Source organism: Caballeronia sp. Sq4a, assembly GCF_023170545.1.
Lineage (GTDB): Bacteria > Pseudomonadota > Gammaproteobacteria > Burkholderiales > Burkholderiaceae > Caballeronia.
This window is the reverse complement of the sequence record NZ_CP084252.1, coordinates 860,780-876,467: the sequence shown is the minus strand read 5'-3', so window position 1 is coordinate 876,467 and position 15,688 is coordinate 860,780. Positions and strand designations below refer to the sequence as shown.

The window sequence follows — 15,688 nt, the reverse complement described above, 5'->3', positions numbered from 1 at the left end:
GATCGCGAGTCAAAAGCGGGGTGCCCAGTAAATGACGCCGTAGATCGGCAGCCAGCTCAGTACGACGAAGTACCAGTACACGGCGTTCTCGCTCACGTCCACGAAGCGCTTGCCCTCGAACGGGCCGGTGAAAAGCAGCACGGTCAGCACGGCGGTATCGACGAAATCGGTGACGAGGTGCGTCGTGTGCAGGCCGAGCAGCAGCCACACGACCGAGCCGTACGCATTGGTGTACCAGCTGACGTTGAGCGTCGCGAATTCGAAGCCGCGCAGCACCATGAACACGATGGTCGCGATGAGACACACCGTCATCCATAGCTTCGCGCGTCCGCGGTCGAAGCGCTCGGCGGCGCGCTTGGCGAGCTGGTTCGGCAGCATGCTCGCGAGCAGCACCACCGTATTGAGCGTGCCCCAGCGCAATTCGGGCGCGGAGGCGGCCATCGGCCAGGCGGGCGCATGCGTGCGCAGATAGAAGTACATCATCACGGCGATGCCGAAGACCGTGCCTTCGATCAGCATCAGCCCCGCCGTGCTCCACCACATGACGCTGCGATGCCCGAACGCGAAGGTCGGAAGCCCGCGCACGTCGAGTTCGGTAGCGTTCGCTTCGTCGGGGCGCGTCTGCGCGTTCCGAAGGTTGCTGGCGGTACTCATGGGCGCTGCTCCCGTGCGGCTGCGAACGCATTGCTCGATCGCTTCGGCCAGAACCACGCGATCATCGCCGCGGCGACCGGCGGCGAGCCCCACACGATGGCCCACGGCGAATAGATCGAGCCGATGAAGAGAATCGTCGTCACCACCGCGCTGATGAACGGCCAGATGGAAGGCGACGGAAAGAGCGGTCGATGGTCCGGCTTCGCATCGAGCACGCTCGTCATCAGCACTTCGCGCGCATCGGCCGCCAGACCGCCGACGAAGCGCGGCTCGCCCGCCGGTTCCCACAACGGATCGCGCCCGTGCACGACCGGAATCGCGTCGAAGTTATGCGGCGGCGGCGGTGACGGCATGCTCCATTCGAGCGTGCCCGCGCCCCACGGATCGGCAGGCGCGGGTTGTTTGCTTCGCAGCGTCAGCACCACATTGACGATAAAAAGCAGCACGCTCACCGCGATGATCCATGCGCCGATGGTCGACATCAGGTTCATGCCGTCCCAGCCGAGCCCGTGCGGATACGTCCAGACACGGCGCGGCATGCCATGCAGTCCGAGCAGATGCATCGGAAAGAAGGTGACGTTGAAGCCGATGAAGAACAGCCAAAACTGCCAGCGCCCGAGCCGCTCGGACAGCATGCGGCCCGCGAATTTCGGGAACCAGTAGAAGAACGCGCCGAAGAGCGGAAACACGGCGCCGCCCAGCAGCACGTAGTGCAGATGCGCGACGACGAAGTACGTGTCGTGCACTTGCAGGTCCAGCGGAACGGAGGCGACCATGATGCCGGTCATTCCGCCCATCACGAGAATAAAGAAGAACGCGAGCACGAAGAGCAGCGGCGTGCGCAGGTTCAGGCGGCCGGTCCAGAGCGTGCCGATCCAGCAAAAGATTTGAATGGCCGATGGAATCGCGATAGTGAGGCTCGCCGCCGTGAAGAAGCTCTTGCCGAGCTCCGGCAGATTGGTCGCGAACATGTGATGCACCCACAGCCCGAATGCGAGGAACGCGGTGGCGATGAGCGCGAGCACCATCGCGGGATAGCCGAACACCGGGCGGCGCGCGAAGGTAGGAATGATCGACGAGATGAAGCCTAACGGCGGAATGAAGACGAGGTAGACCTCCGGGTGCCCGAAGAACCAGAAGAGATGCTGCCAGAGCAGCACGTCGCCGCCCTTCGCCGGGTTATAGAAATGCGTGCCGACTAGCCGGTCCAGAATGAGCGCGGTGCTGCACAGCATGACCGAAGGCATCGCGAAGATCACCATGAACTGCGTGACCAGCGTGGCCCACACGAAAAGCGGCATGCGGTTGAGCGACATGCCGGGCGCGCGCATCTTGAAGATGGTGCTGATGAGGATGACCGCTTCGATCAGGCCGGAGAGTTCAGTGAACGTGATCATCTGCGCCCAGATGTCGGAGCCCTTGCCCGGCGAATAGTCGGGGCCCGCGAGCGGCACGTAGCTGAACCAGCCGGCGGCCGGCGCGCTGTTCACCGCGAGCGAGGCGAACAGCAGGATGCCGCCGAAGAGAAACACCCAGTACGCGTACGCGTTCATGCGCGGGAAGGCGACACTTCGCGCGCCGATCATGAGCGGCACGAGGTACGCCGCGACGGCCTGCATCACCGGCACGGCGAAGAGAAACATCATCGTCGTGCCGTGCATCGTGAAGAGTTCGTTGTAAAGATTCGGGCCGATCAGCCGCAGATCGGGCCGCGCGAGCTGCATGCGCATGGCGAGCGCGAGCAGGCCCGCGAGCACGAAGAAGGCGAACGTCGTCACGATGAAGCGGCGCGCCACCGTCTTGTGATTGATCGCCGACAGCGCGCCGATGAAGCCGGGCGGATCGCTCCACGTCGCGGCAAGCGTTTCGCGCACGGCGGGCGAGGCGTGCGGACCGTCGACGGGACGGGAGCCGTTGTCATCGGCCGGGCCGAAGCGGGAAGAAGCGGGCGCGCTCATTTGAGAGTTCCGAGCCAGACGACGAGGGCCTGGAGATCGCCAGGGGCGAGTTGCGTCGCCGGCATCATGACGCCGGGCTTGAGGGCGGGCGGATTGGTGATCCACGCCGCGAGGTTGTGCGCGTTGTTGACGAAGGTGCCGGCCGCAATGGTCTGCCGGCTCGCCAGATGCGTGAGGTCCGGGCCTACCGAGCCGTTGGCCGGCGTGCCGCGTACCGTATGGCAGCGGGCGCAGTCGCCGTTCAGGAAGACGTCGCGTCCGTGCATCGCGAGTGCGTCGCTCGACGTGCTCGCTGTCTGCCGTTGTTGCGCGGCCCACGCTGCATATTGCGCGGGCGGGTCGGCGACGACCGAGAACGCCATCATCGCGTGTTCGTAGCCGCAGAATTCCGCGCACTGCCCGCGATACGTTCCCGCGCGGTCGGCGCGGAACGTGATGGTCGAGTCCTGGCCGGGGATCATGTCCTTCTTGCCATATAAATTAGGCACCCAGAATGTATGTATAACGTCCGCGGCCTTCAACGACACGACCACCGGCCGGCCGACCGGCACATGAAGCTCGTTCGCCACCGCGAACCCGTCGGCGCCGCCTTCGGGCGCATAGCGCGCCTGCCACCACCATTGATAGCCGGTCATTTCCACATGCAGCGCGTTGTCGACCGGAAGCCGCGACAAGGCGCGATCGGTGACGACATCGGCGATCAGCAGGCTGACGAGACCCAGCGCCGACAGAACGGTCCCCACGATCACGAAGCGGTGAATGCCGCGCTCCGGCCGCTCGCGCTTGCTCATATCGGCGGGCGTCGCCTGATTGCCGCGCGGGGCGCGCAAGAGCGCGAACATGCACGCGAGGAGCACGCAGGCGAACACCACGCAGCAGACAGTCAGCGTGATGTGCCATAGCTCCAGGACGCGACTTGCCTGGATGCCTGCCGGACTAAGAGCGCTCTGCATGGCCGTTTGTTTGATTGTGCGGAGTTATGGTTTTCATACGGCTCGGGGACGTGTTCGTCGGTTAAAGCAATAGACATTCCATGGACGGACCGCTGCTCTTTGGTGCAGCGATTGCTTTGCACTTGCCTGCAAGGTCATTGGCAGCGAGAACAAGGAGACAGTAAACATGGACGTACCACGACAAGTCGTTTCTTTTCTGACCTCGCGTGGCCTGGTGCTTGCGACAGCCGAATCGTGCACGGCGGGTTACATCGCGTCGCTCATCTCGTCCGTGCCGGGCAGCGGCAGTTGCCTCGACGTGGGCTTCGTCACCTATTCGCCTTCGGGCAAGGCCGGCTTTCTCGGTGTGCGCGAGGAGACGATGAAGCAATACGGCCTCACGAGCGAGGAAGTGGCGCGCGAGATGTCGGAAGGCGCGCTGAAGCAGGAAGGCTGCTCCGCGACCGTCTCGGTGTCGAACACGGGCGTGGCCGATGCTCCGCCCGGCGACGGCCCCGAGGCGGGCACGCAATGCTTTGCATGGTCGTACAAGCTGCGCGACGGGCAGATCGTCACGTTCAGCGAGACGAAGGTCTTCGATGGCGAACGCAACGAAGTGCGGCGCGCGGCGGCGCTCTACGCCATCTCGCGCCTCGAGCATTACTTCGACCGTCTGCCGAGACATTGATCAAAACCGTTGGGGGACGAACATGGATCAGAGCCAAAGCGAATGGAGGCAGTGGCAGCAGCAGATCGCTCAAGAGCTGGGCGTCAGCCAGGACTTCGATGCCGACACCGAGCGCGAGCGGCGCGTCGCCTTCTTGTCCGACTATCTGACGTCGCAGGGGCTGCGAACCTACGTGCTCGGGATCAGCGGCGGCGTGGATTCGTCCACGGCCGGGCGTCTTGCGCAACTTGCCGTCGAGCGGCTGCGCGCGCGCCGCTACGAGGCGCATTTCGTCGCGGTGCGGCTGCCGTACGGTTCGCAGCGTGACGAAGACGACGCGCAGGCCGCGCTCGAATTCGTGCGCCCGGACGAGACCCTGACGGTCAACGTCAAGGGACCGTCGGACGAAATGATCGCGGCGCTCAAGCAAGGCGGCGCGCAATACACCGACGATTTCCAGGAAGACTTCGTTCTCGGCAACATCAAGGCGCGCGAGCGGATGATCGCGCAGTACGCGATTGCCGGCGCGCGGCGCGGCGTCGTGATCGGCACGGACCACGCGGCGGAATCGCTGATGGGCTTCTTCACGAAGTACGGCGACGGCGGCGCGGACATCCTGCCGCTCTCCGGACTCACGAAGCGCCGCGTGCGCGCGCTCGCGCGTTCGATGGGCGCGGACGATCGTCTCGTCATGAAAGTGCCGACGGCGGACCTCGAAACGCTCACGCCGCAGAAGCCGGATGAAGACAGCTACGGCATCAGCTACGAGAACATCGACGATTTTCTGGAAGGCAAGGACGTGAGCGAAGACGTGCTTACGACCATACGCCGCTTTTACATGGCGACGCGCCACAAGCGCGCGCTGCCGCTCGAAGTGCCGCGCGTCTGAGACTGGAATGGCGATTGCGCGATAGACATGCGCGGCTGGCCCACCGGCCGGTGCGAACCCACTCACCCTGAAACGGAGGCATCGATGGCATCGAAGACTATGCAGGACTTGTTCATTCACGCACTGTCCGACGTTTATAGCGCAGAGAAACAACTGACGAAGGCGCTGCCGAAGCTGGCACGCGCGAGCACCAACGAGCAGCTCAAGCAGGCGTTCCAGCAGCATCTGGAAGAAACCAACGGTCAGATTGAACGGATCGATAAGGTGGTCGAACTGTGCGGCGTCAAGCTCAAGCGCATCAAGTGCGTGGCGATGGAAGGGCTGGTCGAGGAAGGGCAGGAGCAGATCGAAGACTTTGAACAAGGCCCGATTCGCGATGCCGCGCTGATCGCCGCGGCGCAGAAGGTGGAACACTACGAGATCGCGACGTACGGCACGCTCGCGACGCTGGCGAAGCAGCTCGGCCAGGAAGAAGCGATGAACCTGCTGCTCGAGACGTTGCAGGAAGAGAAATCCACCGACGAAAAGCTCACGCAACTCGCGAAGACGCAGATGGCCGAGGAAGTCAAGGCGGCTGGCTGACGAGATCCCCACACTCGTCGTCGCTACCTGAGCAGGAACGAGCGCGCCGCATCCCCCGTCGCGCTTTTTTTTATCTCTCAAGCGCCGCGCGCCCGACCGACGCGCGGCTTGGGCCCCTACCGCTTTACGCGTACTCCCTCGCCCGGCGCGAGGGCGAGGGCCGGAGCATTTGCGCGACGGCAAGCGCGCCGAGCGAGATCAGCGCGAGCGAAGCCAGCGGGAACGTGCCGACCGTGTTCACCGCAATCGAAGCGGGACGCTTCTGCCCGACCAGTTGCATCCTGCGCTTGGTCATCTGCTGCCCGAGTTCCGACAAACGCGAAGCCAGCGCGCGCTCGGCCGTCGGCAACAGCACGGTCTCTTCGTCCGCCACGTGGTGAATGACTTCCCGCATCAACTGCATGAAGCGGGCATCGTAGGAGGCGTCGTCCGGACCCATCGCGCGCAGCTTGGCAATGTCCTCGCGCATCTTGTCGTGCTCGGGCTTGCTCTTCTCCAGCGTGTCGTCGCCCGGAATCGCTTCGGCGAGCGCGGGATAGAAGATCTCTTCTTCGAGTTGCGCATGAATTTCGAGCGCCGTGCAGGCCAGCTCGACGATGGCGCGTTTGCGCCACCACGCACTATCGGCATGGTAACGATGAAACGCCGCCATGACGTGCGTGTGATCCATGCGGATCATCGTCGTGATGGAGGGCGAGCAGGATGACATGTCCACGATGACTCCTTCGCGTATTCGCGCGTGCTTCGATGGTGGGGAAAGTTGTCTTGCCGGCGGGCGTCAGGCGCCTTTCGCCTTTTTGTACTGCGCATGCGTGTACGGCAGCATCTCGTCGGGCGCGCGCATGTCGCGCGGCGTTTCGAAGTCGCGCAACGCCGTGCCGCGCATGGCTTCGGGCGAGCGCGGAAAGCCGCTGCGGTTGCGATACATCGAGGCGAACCGCTGCCCTCGAAGCTGCGCTTCGCGACGCTCGTCTTCGGCGTGCGAGGAGAGCGCCGTGGCCGAATGAATGTCGAGCGCGGTGACGCCCGCCACGTTCAGCAGCGCGGTCAGCGCGCGCGGGCTCGTTCTGTCCGATGCGGTGACGAGCGTCGCGAGGTCGAGCGCGTCGCCGCCGACGCGCGCCCACAGATACGGCGTGGGATCGCGCGAGACGAGAATGCCGATGCCGCATGCGATTTCGCGCAGGCCATAGAGGCGCATCAACGTCGAGCCCGTGCGCACGCCGGCCGCGCGCGCGACCGAATTCGGCGCGAGCAGTTGAGCGGCGCCGAGCGCCAGGCTGTACCAGCCGAGACCGCGCGCGATAGCGGCGGGTTTGCTTCGTCGCGAGACGTCGTTGGCGGGAGACTTCGGAAAGGGGAAGGGGTCACTCATGATTTACCTCTTCTGAGGAAGCGGAGGAAGGTGCGACGCACGGGCGCGCGTGGCGCCTGAGCGTGATCGTTCAAGCAAACCGCATTCCGCCGTGACGAGTGGTACGTGCAATGCTCGAACGCAGCCATTGCCAAGAGGATGAGGGGAACCGTCATGGTGGCGACGGCGAACGACAGAGAAGAGCAACCGTCGATGACAGAACAGCTTGCCGCGTTCATCGGCCGCGTGCATATCGGCGATCTCGGCGATGCGGCGCTCGACAGGCTCAAGCGCAGCATCGTCGATGCGCTCGGCTGCGCGATCGGCGCGATCGGACATCCGCCGATGCTGAAGGTGCGCCGCCTCGTGACCGAGTTCGGCGGGCCGCCGCTCGTCACGTTCATCGGCGGCGGAAGCGGCGCGCCGGATCGCGCCGCGCTGTATAACGGCTGCCTCGTCCGCTATCTCGACTTCATGGACAACACGGCGATTCGCGGCGAGGTGTGCCATCCCGCGGACAATATCGGCGCGCTCGTCGCAACTGGGGAATATGCGGACGCGACCGGCGCCGCGTTCCTCACGGCGCTCGCCATCGCGTATCAGGTGCAGACGCGTCTGCTCGACATACCGACGATGCGCGCGGGCATCAATTACACGACGCCGCTGGCTTTTTCGGTCGCGGCGGGCGCATCGAGCCTCTTCGCGCTCGACGAATGGCGCTGCGCGCAGGCGCTCGCGCTCGCGGGCGTCGGCGCGGTGTCGCTCGCCGCGATTCAGGCCGAGCCGGTATCGGAGTGGAAGGGGCTCGCATCGGGCGAAGCGGCGAGCCGCGCGCTTCTCAACACGTTCCTCGCGCGCAACGGCGTTACCGGGCCGATGGGCGTCTTCGAAGGACCGATGGGACTCTTTCATCTGGCGGGCGCGAAGCCGCCGCTCGACTGGAGCCGCGAACGGCTCGACGTGCCGCTTCGCGTGTCCATCAAGAAGCACGACGCCGAATTTCAGTCGCAAAGCGCCGTGGATCTCGCCATCCGCTTGCGCAACCAGCATGACATCGACGCGCGGAAAATCGCGGAGGTGAACGTGCAGGTGTCGGATGGCGCGTATCAGGTGCTTGGCGGCGGCGCATACGGCCCGAAGGATCAATGCTGGACCAAGGAGCAGGCCGATCACAACCTGAAGTATCTAATTGCCGTTGCTTTGCTCGATGGCGAAGTATGGCCCGAGCAGTTCGCCGATGAGCGCATACGGCGCAACGACGTGCAAAGCCTTCTGCGACGCGTGAATGTCGCGCCGAACGCGGACTATACGAACCGCATCCCGGATGAGATGCCGGTGTCGATGCAGATCGTGATGACGAATGGCGCGATCATCGACGGCGAGCAAGCGGACTACGAAGGCTTCCACACGCGTCCGATGACCTGGAGCGCGGTCGATGCCAAGTTCGAGCGCCTGACGGCCGACCGACTGGACGCGGGCCGATCCACCGCGATCCGGCAAGCCGTCCGCCAACTCGAAACCATCCGCTTGCGCGAGCTGACCGGTTTGCTTGCGTGGTAAAGCCTCCAAAGATTGCGGCATGCGAGGTGCTGCGTTCGCGAAGACTCACAGCAAGCCACGGAGGCAAGACACATGAGCCGAGAAAAGCAACGACTGGGCGGCTGGCTGCCCGACGGCGAGGAAGCGATCGCGAGCTTTCGCAGAAACTTCGCCGCCTATGCACGCGAGCGCGCCGGCAAGGCCGAGATGCATAGCGTGGTGAAAGAATTCGCCGCCTTCATACGCGAGGACCCGGTGGTGCGGATGGAGTTCACGAGCGCCATCGAGCAGGCCAAGAAAGAAGGCTTCGAACTCGCCTACGCGAACATCGACGAATTCGTGGTTCTGCTCGATGCCATGCTCACCTACGCGCCGCCGTTCAGCGAGAAGAGCCTGATTCATTGTCCGGTGAACGCGTTGCTCGACTGGCCGATGGTGATGCCTTCCGGCTACTCGCTCTTTCGCGATCCCGCGTTCAACAGGCACCTGAAGCGTATTCTGAACGTGTGGTCGGGCTTTCTCAGCGGGCCGTATTCGCGCACGCATCTGAACACGTCGTCGCCGAACGGATGGTTCAGTCCCGAGGCGGACAAGCAAATCGGCCTCTCGCAGTTTCAGTGCGACAGGGACAAGCCCTATTGGGGCTTCTCTTCATGGAACCACTTCTTCACGCGCGAGTTCAAGCCGGGCGCGCGGCCCGTCGCCGAGCCGGAGAACGACAAGGTCATCGTGAGCGCATGCGAGGCATCGCCTTATGCGATCAAGCACGACGTCAAGCTCCAGGACTCGTTCTGGATCAAGTCGCAGCCTTACTCGCTACAGGAAATCTTCACCGCGAAGGAGATGGAACTGGCGAAACGCTTCGTCGGCGGCACCATCTATCAGGCGTACTTGAGCGCGTTTTACTATCACCGCTGGCACGCGCCGGTGAGCGGGACCATCACGAAGTCGTATCTGGTCGATGGCACCTACTATTCCGACGCCGAATCCGAAGGGGAAGAGCCGAGCAGCCTGAACGACTCGCAAGGCTATATCAGCGCGGTGGCGGCGCGGGCGGTAATCGTGATCGAGAGCGACGACCCCGCGATCGGCGAGGTGGCCTGCGTGTTCATCGGCATGGCGGACGTGTCCTCGTGCATGATCGATGCACTGCCCGGCCAGCGCGTGAAAAAGGGCGAGGAACTGGGCTACTTCCAGTACGGCGGCTCCACGTATTGCCTGATTTTCAGGCCCGGCGTGATTCAGAGCTTCGTGCCGCAGCCGCCATTCGAGAAGAATGCGGCGCCCGTCAAGGTCAACGCGCATCTCTGTACCGCGCGATGACGAAGTGACGCGAAAGGTGCGCCGCGCGCTGACGCACGCGCGGCGCGCCGTTCAGTGATGAGCAAGGCCATGCTCGCGCGCCGGCATGAAAGCCCGGATCAGCGAATACAGTCCTGCGAGTCCCACGAGTACATAGACGATGCGCGCGCCCGGCGATCCCGCGCCGAAGATGGCCGCGACGAGATCGAAATTCATCAGGCCGACGAGCCCCCAGTTCAGCGCGCCGATGATGACGAGCGCGCCTGCAAGCCAGTCCACCGGGCTGCGATGAACGGCGACCGTTCCCTTCGAAGTGACAGTTGGCATAACTAAACTCCACGTTGACAAAAGTGCTACATTGAATGCACCGTCCGTGAACGGCGTTGGAATCTCGCCGGCGCCGCTCTTCCAGCGGCGCCGGCGTCCTGCAAGAACCGTTACTTGCTCACTGCCTGTCCGGCGCCGAGGTCCGCGCCGGTCGTCGGATCGGCCGTCGGGTCGGATGCCGTGCGGGCAGCCATTGCCTGCAGCGTCTCGACGTCCTGCTCCGACACCTGCACCGTTGCCGTACCGTCGCCGCCATCGACTGCGGGCTGCGGGTCCGCGACGAACTTCCAGTCGCCGCCTTCGTTCCACGGGCCGCGCGCGTCTTCACCCTTCGACATGTTGTAGTACACGCTGGTGAACTCCGGCACGCCCGGCAGCTTGCCTTGCGGGAAGTTCGGCTGGATCGAATGCAGCGCCTTCTCGAACGACTTCTGATGCGCGATTTCGCGCGTCATCAGAAAGCCGAGCGCGTCCTTGATGCCCGGATCGTCCGTCACGTTGATCAGGCGCTCATAGACGATCTTCGCGCGCGCTTCGGCCGCGATGTTCGAGCGCAAGTCAGCCGTCGGCTCGCCGATGGTGTCGATATACGCCGCCGTCCACGGCACGCCGGCCGAGTTCGTGAGCGGCGTGCCCGCGCCGTACAGGATCGCGGTCGTGTGCGAATCGTTGCCGTTGCCCGTCATCGAGCGATACAGCTCGGCTTCCTGCTCCACCGCTTCGGCAAGCGCGCCCTTCGCACCCTTGTTCAGCATCGCGACGATGCTGCCGATCACTTCCAGGTGGCTCATCTCTTCGGTCGCGATATCGAACAGCATGTCCTTGCGGCCCGGATCGTCTTCGGTCACTGCTTGCGTGAAGTAGCGCATGGCGGCGGCAAGCTCGCCTTGCGGGCCGCCGAACTGCTCGAGGAGCAGATTGGCGAGGCCGGGATTCGGGGCTGCCACGCGGACGGTATATTGCAGGCGTTTGTTATGTACGAACATATCAACGGCTCCTGGTTATGGACGAGCGGCGCTTGCGGCGCAAGCGGCACCCGAACGAGGTTTCAAGAGGCTTCTACTCGCAGCGACAGTGAGGGCGTCGTGACGTCACTTGCAGTCGTGCTGCTGCGAGCCTCAGCGCAGGAGATTCGCGCTGGCGTGATGCGGCGAAGAGTGCCGCGGTATCGATGGAAACCTGCCCGTCGCATGCTCGGACATACGAACGGGCGGGCGTTTTCCATTCAGCAACGGACGTGCCACCGAGCGGCGGCCCCGGCATGCACGACTTATTTCTTCGCTTCCTGGCCGGTGGCGGAACGCTCCAGATACTGCGTCGAGATGGACGGAATATGTTCGAGCAGCCACTGCGCCATGGCCTGCTCCTGCGGAAGAATGCGCTCGCAGGCGGCCTTCGTCTGCGCGTCGCCGCAACGCTCGGCTGCCGCGATCAGCGACGTGTACGACGCAATCTCCAGGTTCTCGAATACATAGCTCATGATCGCGCCCTTCACCACTTCGTCGGTTTGCGTCATGCCGCCAGCGGCTTGCCCGAACGCCATCATCTTCGCGGTCAGGTCTTTCATGATCGAGGTCGTGCCGCCGAGGCGCTCGATACATTCCTGCACGATCTTCTGCTGCCCGAGCGTTTCTTCCAGATGCTGGTCGATACGAGCCTTCAATTGCGGATAGTTTTCGAGGCGGCCGGATTGCGCGCGCAGCATCTGTTCGGCTTGCTGCTCCATGGCGTGCGCATCGCGTAGCCAGTCCAACAAATGTTCAGCGGGTTCGGTCATCACGTGCTCCTTGTCGAGAGAAACGCGCTTCACCGCGCGTATCCGTTGACGCGCAATCCCTGTGCCGCGAGGCTCCATCAGTTCGGAATAACGCTTGCTGGGCACATAGAAAGAACGGAGTCCGAAGCGGAGGCAACCATGTCAGCTCATTCAGGCGAGAAGGCTGAGAAAACCGGCGATTTCCGTTGCGCCAAGTGCCATCACTCGACGCATGTCACGAAGGGCCACACCATTCCGAAGTGCCCGAAATGCGGCAACGATACTTACTCGACGCGCGTTCGCGAGCCGGGCAACAAGAGCAGCTAGGCATGCCTAAAGCGGAGGCGAAGCGCATGAATTCCACATCCGATAGCGCACTGATGCGCGCGCTCGCGTCGGGCGGCGTGGCAGGACTGGCGTCGGCTGCGATCGCGGCGGCGCTGGCGGCGAAGTCGGGGCATCGCCCCTACGCCGTGATGAACGCGGTCACGCATTGTCTGTGGCCCGATTCCGCGCCGCGCGAGGAGCGTCTCAGCGCGAAATACACGGGCACCGGCGCGGGCATTCACCTGGGCAGCGCAGTCTTCTGGGGCGTGCTGTTCGAAACGCTATGCGGCCGCCGTCCGTCGCCGGCGAAGATCGCGGCATCGGCGGCCACGACGAGCGCCGTCGCGTATGTCGTCGACTACCATGTCGTGCCCAAGCGCCTGACGCCGGGATACGAAGCGCATCTGTCGAATCAGGGGCTCGCGCTCACCTACGTCGCGCTCGGCGCGGGCTTCGCGCTCGCCGGACTGTTGCGCCGCGCATCGCGCTGATTTCGATTGCGCGCGGCGAGCCACGCGTTCAGCCGCTCGACGTCGGCCGGGCTCGCGCGCATGCCGAGCTTCGTGCGGCGCCAGAGAATGTCGTCTGCCGTTTGCGCCCATTCGTGAGCGACGAGATACGCGGCTTCGGCTTCATAGAGCCCGGGCGCGAGCATCGTTCCCATGACGGACATCGTGTCGATGCCATCGAGCATGGCGTCGGCGCGCGTGCCGTATGCGCGCGCATAGCGTTCGGCCAGTTCCGCCGACAAAAAGCGATGCCGCTCGCGAAAAGCTCGCAGGAAGCGCGCGAAATCCGCATCCGGCATGTCGCCCCCGGGAAGCGGCGCGGCGTGCGTCCATGCAGGCGCTGTCAGCGAAAGTGGCGCGGCGAGCTGCTCCGCCGCTTCTTCCGCGAGCCGCCGATAGGTCGTGATCTTGCCGCCCAATACGGTGACGAGCGGCGCGCCGCGCGTATCCAGTTCGAGCCGATAGTCGCGCGTGGCGGAAGCCGCGTCATCCGCGCCGTCCGCGAGCAACGGCCGCACGCCTGCATACGACCAGACGACGTCCGCAGGCGTCACCGGCTGGCGGAAATAGCGGTTCACGGCGGCGCACAGATACTCGACCTCGTCATCCGCGATGCGCACGTCCGCGAGCGGGCCTTGATAGTCGACGTCCGTCGTGCCGATCAGCGTGTAGTCGCGTTGCCACGGAATCGCGAACACGATGCGCCGGTCGTCGTTCTGGAGGATGTACGCGTGATCGTGATCGAACAGCTTGCGCGTGACGATGTGACTGCCCTTCACGAGCCGCATCGGGCGCGCGGTGGAATCGCCGGCGGCGAGCGCGCCGACCCACGGACCCGCCGCGTTGACGATGGCGCGCGCCGCCACGTCGCGCCGATGACCGGACGCATCGCTCAGTTCGACGCGCCATTGGCGCTCGCCGCGCGTTGCGCCGACGAAGCGCGTCCGCGTCGCGATCTGCGCGCCGCGTTCTTGCGCGTCCAGCGCGTTGAGGACGACGAGCCGCGCGTCGTCGACGGCGGCATCGGAATAAATGAAGCCGCGCGTGATCGAATCGACGAGCGGCGCGCCCGCGAAGTGCGTGCGCAAGTCGACGCCGCGCGAGCCTTCGAGCACGGCGCGCCGGCTCAGGTGGTCATACAGAAAGAGGCCCGCGCGGATCATCCATGCGGGGCGCAGCGCGGGAACGTGCGGCATCACGAAGCGCAGCGGCGCGATGAGATGCGGCGCGATGGACAGCAGGACCTCGCGTTCCTTGAGCGCCTTCCTGACGAGTCCGAACTCGTGGTATTCCAGATAGCGCAGGCCGCCGTGAATGAGCTTGGTGCTCGCGGACGACGTGTGCTGCGCAAGGTCGTGCTGTTCGACGAGCATCACGCGCGCGCCGCGCCCGGCCAGATCCCGCGCGATGCCCGCGCCGTTGATGCCGCCGCCCACTACGAGAACGTCCCACTGCGAAGGCTCGACCATGCTGTCTCCGTATGATGCAGCTAGTTTAGTCCGAGCCGGCGCGCGGCCGATGGCTTGCGGCCCGTTCAGTCAGACGCCGCGCGTCGCGGCATGGTTATGGCTAACGGATTCTGCAACGAAATCCGCGCGGCGCCAATGCGCTGCCGCGCGCTGCTGCCAAGCCGCAACGCCCGACGACGATGAAAGAGAGAGCGACCATCATCTGCACGCGCGACACGAAGATTCTGCTCGTCGCGCGCAAGCGTTCCCGCTGGGCGTTGCCGGGCGGCACGATCTGGCGCAAGGAGTCGCCGGAAGAGGCGGCGCGGCGCGAGCTGGAGGAAGAAACCGGACTGGTCGTCGGCGAACTCAAGTACCTGTTTCTGTTCGGCGGCATGAACAAGCACCATCACGTATTCGGCGCGGTTATCGGCGATCTGGCGATTCCGGTGCCGCGCAACGAGATCACGCGCTGCGACTGGTTCAGCGCGAGGCAGCTCGCGACCCTTGCGACCAGCATTCCGACGCGCGAGATCGTCGCGCTGACGATGCATCGCGCGGGCGGGCCGCGGCGGGCGCAGGTCGGGTTCGGGGAGAGTGGTGCGCTGGCGTGAACGCGCCACGCGCGCCGCGCCGGTTCATTTGCCGTACATGTCGAAGTCGAAGTACTTCGCCTCGATCTTGCGATACGAGCCGTCGCGCAGCATGCCCGCGATCGCGCCGTTGAGCGCGTCGCGCAGATCGGCGTCGGACTTGCGCACGCCGGCGGCGTCGCCGTCGCCCATTATCTTCGGGTCATACACCACGTCGCCCGCGAATGCGAAGCCCTTGCCGCTCGGCGTCGCGAGAAATCCCAACTGACCCTGCACGGCGTCCATCAACACGGCATCGACCCGGCCTGCGACCAGGTCGGCGTACGCCTGATCGTAGCTCGGATACGGCACCACTTCGACGCCGGCGGCCGCCCATTTCTCGCGCGCATAGGTTTCCTGCACGGTGCCTTGCTCGACCGCGACGCGCTTGCCTGCGAGCTTCGCGGCTTCGGGAAGCAGGTGCGCGTCGGCGCGGGCGATGAGGCGCGTCTGATTGCGATACAGCCGGTCGGTGAAGTCGATCTGCTCGCGGCGCTTGGCGGTCGCCGCCATCGACGAGAGAATCACGTCGAACTTGCGCGCCTGCAGGCCGGGAATCAGGCCGTCGAAGCTGCTTTGCACCCACACGCATTTCGCCTTTAGACGCTCGCACAGCGCGTTGCCGAGGTCAATGTCGAAGCCTTGCACGGCGCCGTCCTTCGCGACCGATTCGAACGGCGGATACGTCGGATCGACGCCCATGCGGATGGTGCTCCATTCCTTCGCGGATGCGGAAAGCGAGGCGGCCGCCGTCATCATGGCGAGCGCTGCGGCGACGAGAATCTTCCTCGAGTGTGGGGTCATCGTGTTGG

General features: G+C 64.7%; 18 protein-coding genes. 8 read left to right on the top strand and 10 right to left on the bottom strand.

Annotation, left to right across the window (positions count from 1 at the left end; translation table 11 throughout):
* Positions 1-9: 9 nt before the first annotated feature.
* Genes LDZ24_RS23605 through coxB form a run of 3 tightly spaced genes read right to left on the bottom strand, consistent with a single transcriptional unit; the run spans position 10 to position 3,565 of the window.
* Positions 10-654: a cytochrome c oxidase subunit 3 gene (locus LDZ24_RS23605; protein ID WP_248323629.1), complete on the bottom strand. Its 645-nt coding sequence runs from the start codon at positions 652-654 to the stop codon at positions 10-12.
* Complete coding sequence (ctaD, locus tag LDZ24_RS23600; protein ID WP_248323628.1) at positions 651-2,612, bottom strand: cytochrome c oxidase subunit I; 1,962 nt, start codon at positions 2,610-2,612, stop codon at positions 651-653. The genes LDZ24_RS23605 and ctaD overlap by 4 nt, the downstream gene beginning before the upstream one ends.
* Positions 2,609-3,565, bottom strand: coding sequence for a cytochrome c oxidase subunit II (coxB, locus tag LDZ24_RS23595; protein ID WP_248323627.1), 957 nt, complete (start codon positions 3,563-3,565; stop codon positions 2,609-2,611). Before coxB ends, ctaD begins: the two co-directional genes overlap by 4 nt.
* Positions 3,566-3,731: 166 nt before the next feature.
* Here coxB and LDZ24_RS23590 point away from each other — a divergent pair, with 166 nt between their 5' ends.
* From LDZ24_RS23590 to LDZ24_RS23580, 3 genes are all read left to right on the top strand, one after another.
* A complete protein-coding gene (locus tag LDZ24_RS23590; RefSeq protein WP_248323626.1) occupies positions 3,732-4,232 on the top strand; it encodes a CinA family protein in 501 nt (166 codons plus the stop codon).
* Positions 4,233-4,254: 22 nt separating this feature from the next.
* Positions 4,255-5,100 (top strand): ammonia-dependent NAD(+) synthetase, encoded by an 846-nt coding sequence (gene nadE, locus LDZ24_RS23585; protein WP_175943709.1) that lies wholly within the window; start codon positions 4,255-4,257, stop codon positions 5,098-5,100.
* Between the two features lie 84 nt (positions 5,101-5,184).
* On the top strand, positions 5,185-5,682 hold the full coding sequence (locus LDZ24_RS23580; protein WP_175943707.1) for a ferritin-like domain-containing protein: 498 nt from the start codon (positions 5,185-5,187) through the stop codon (positions 5,680-5,682).
* 124 nt (positions 5,683-5,806) lie between these two features.
* Here LDZ24_RS23580 and LDZ24_RS23575 read toward each other — a convergent pair whose 3' ends face one another.
* Together LDZ24_RS23575 and LDZ24_RS23570 are read right to left on the bottom strand one after the other, a co-directional pair.
* Positions 5,807-6,391 (bottom strand): hemerythrin domain-containing protein, encoded by a 585-nt coding sequence (locus tag LDZ24_RS23575; RefSeq protein ID WP_248324213.1) that lies wholly within the window; start codon positions 6,389-6,391, stop codon positions 5,807-5,809.
* A 69-nt stretch (positions 6,392-6,460) separates the two neighbouring features.
* A complete protein-coding gene (locus LDZ24_RS23570) occupies positions 6,461-7,057 on the bottom strand; it encodes a hypothetical protein (RefSeq protein ID WP_241270029.1) in 597 nt (198 codons plus the stop codon).
* 192 nt (positions 7,058-7,249) lie between these two features.
* On the opposite strand from LDZ24_RS23570, the gene LDZ24_RS23565 reads away from it, so the two are divergent.
* A complete protein-coding gene (locus tag LDZ24_RS23565; protein ID WP_248323625.1) occupies positions 7,250-8,596 on the top strand; it encodes an MmgE/PrpD family protein in 1,347 nt (448 codons plus the stop codon).
* A 72-nt stretch (positions 8,597-8,668) separates the two neighbouring features.
* Positions 8,669-9,898 (top strand): phosphatidylserine decarboxylase family protein, encoded by a 1,230-nt coding sequence (locus LDZ24_RS23560; RefSeq protein WP_248323624.1) that lies wholly within the window; start codon positions 8,669-8,671, stop codon positions 9,896-9,898.
* Between the two features lie 51 nt (positions 9,899-9,949).
* On the opposite strand, the gene LDZ24_RS23555 is transcribed toward LDZ24_RS23560, so the two are convergent.
* From LDZ24_RS23555 to LDZ24_RS23545, 3 genes are all read right to left on the bottom strand, one after another.
* A complete protein-coding gene (locus LDZ24_RS23555) occupies positions 9,950-10,204 on the bottom strand; it encodes a DUF378 domain-containing protein (protein WP_175943701.1) in 255 nt (84 codons plus the stop codon).
* A gap of 110 nt (positions 10,205-10,314) precedes the next feature.
* Complete coding sequence (locus LDZ24_RS23550; RefSeq protein ID WP_248323623.1) at positions 10,315-11,190, bottom strand: manganese catalase family protein; 876 nt, start codon at positions 11,188-11,190, stop codon at positions 10,315-10,317.
* A 284-nt stretch (positions 11,191-11,474) separates the two neighbouring features.
* Entirely contained in the window at positions 11,475-11,981 is a 507-nt protein-coding gene (locus LDZ24_RS23545) for a ferritin-like domain-containing protein (protein ID WP_248323622.1), read from the bottom strand.
* Positions 11,982-12,119: 138 nt separating this feature from the next.
* Here LDZ24_RS23545 and LDZ24_RS23540 point away from each other — a divergent pair, with 138 nt between their 5' ends.
* Both LDZ24_RS23540 and LDZ24_RS23535 read left to right on the top strand, forming a co-directional pair.
* Complete coding sequence (locus LDZ24_RS23540) at positions 12,120-12,287, top strand: zinc ribbon-containing protein (RefSeq protein ID WP_244140183.1); 168 nt, start codon at positions 12,120-12,122, stop codon at positions 12,285-12,287.
* 26 nt (positions 12,288-12,313) lie between these two features.
* Entirely contained in the window at positions 12,314-12,778 is a 465-nt protein-coding gene (locus LDZ24_RS23535) for a hypothetical protein (protein WP_248323621.1), read from the top strand.
* Here the strand turns inward: LDZ24_RS23535 and glpD are convergent.
* Positions 12,718-14,265 carry a glycerol-3-phosphate dehydrogenase gene (glpD, locus tag LDZ24_RS23530; RefSeq protein ID WP_248323620.1) on the bottom strand — a complete coding sequence of 516 codons (1,548 nt, stop codon included), beginning with the start codon at positions 14,263-14,265 and terminating at the stop codon, positions 12,718-12,720. The genes LDZ24_RS23535 and glpD overlap by 61 nt on opposite strands.
* 179 nt (positions 14,266-14,444) lie before the next feature.
* On the opposite strand from glpD, the gene LDZ24_RS23525 reads away from it, so the two are divergent.
* Positions 14,445-14,858 (top strand): NUDIX domain-containing protein, encoded by a 414-nt coding sequence (locus LDZ24_RS23525; protein ID WP_248323619.1) that lies wholly within the window; start codon positions 14,445-14,447, stop codon positions 14,856-14,858.
* Positions 14,859-14,882: 24 nt separating this feature from the next.
* On the opposite strand, the gene LDZ24_RS23520 is transcribed toward LDZ24_RS23525, so the two are convergent.
* Entirely contained in the window at positions 14,883-15,680 is a 798-nt protein-coding gene (locus LDZ24_RS23520; protein WP_248323618.1) for an ABC transporter substrate-binding protein, read from the bottom strand.
* Positions 15,681-15,688: the final 8 nt, after the last annotated feature.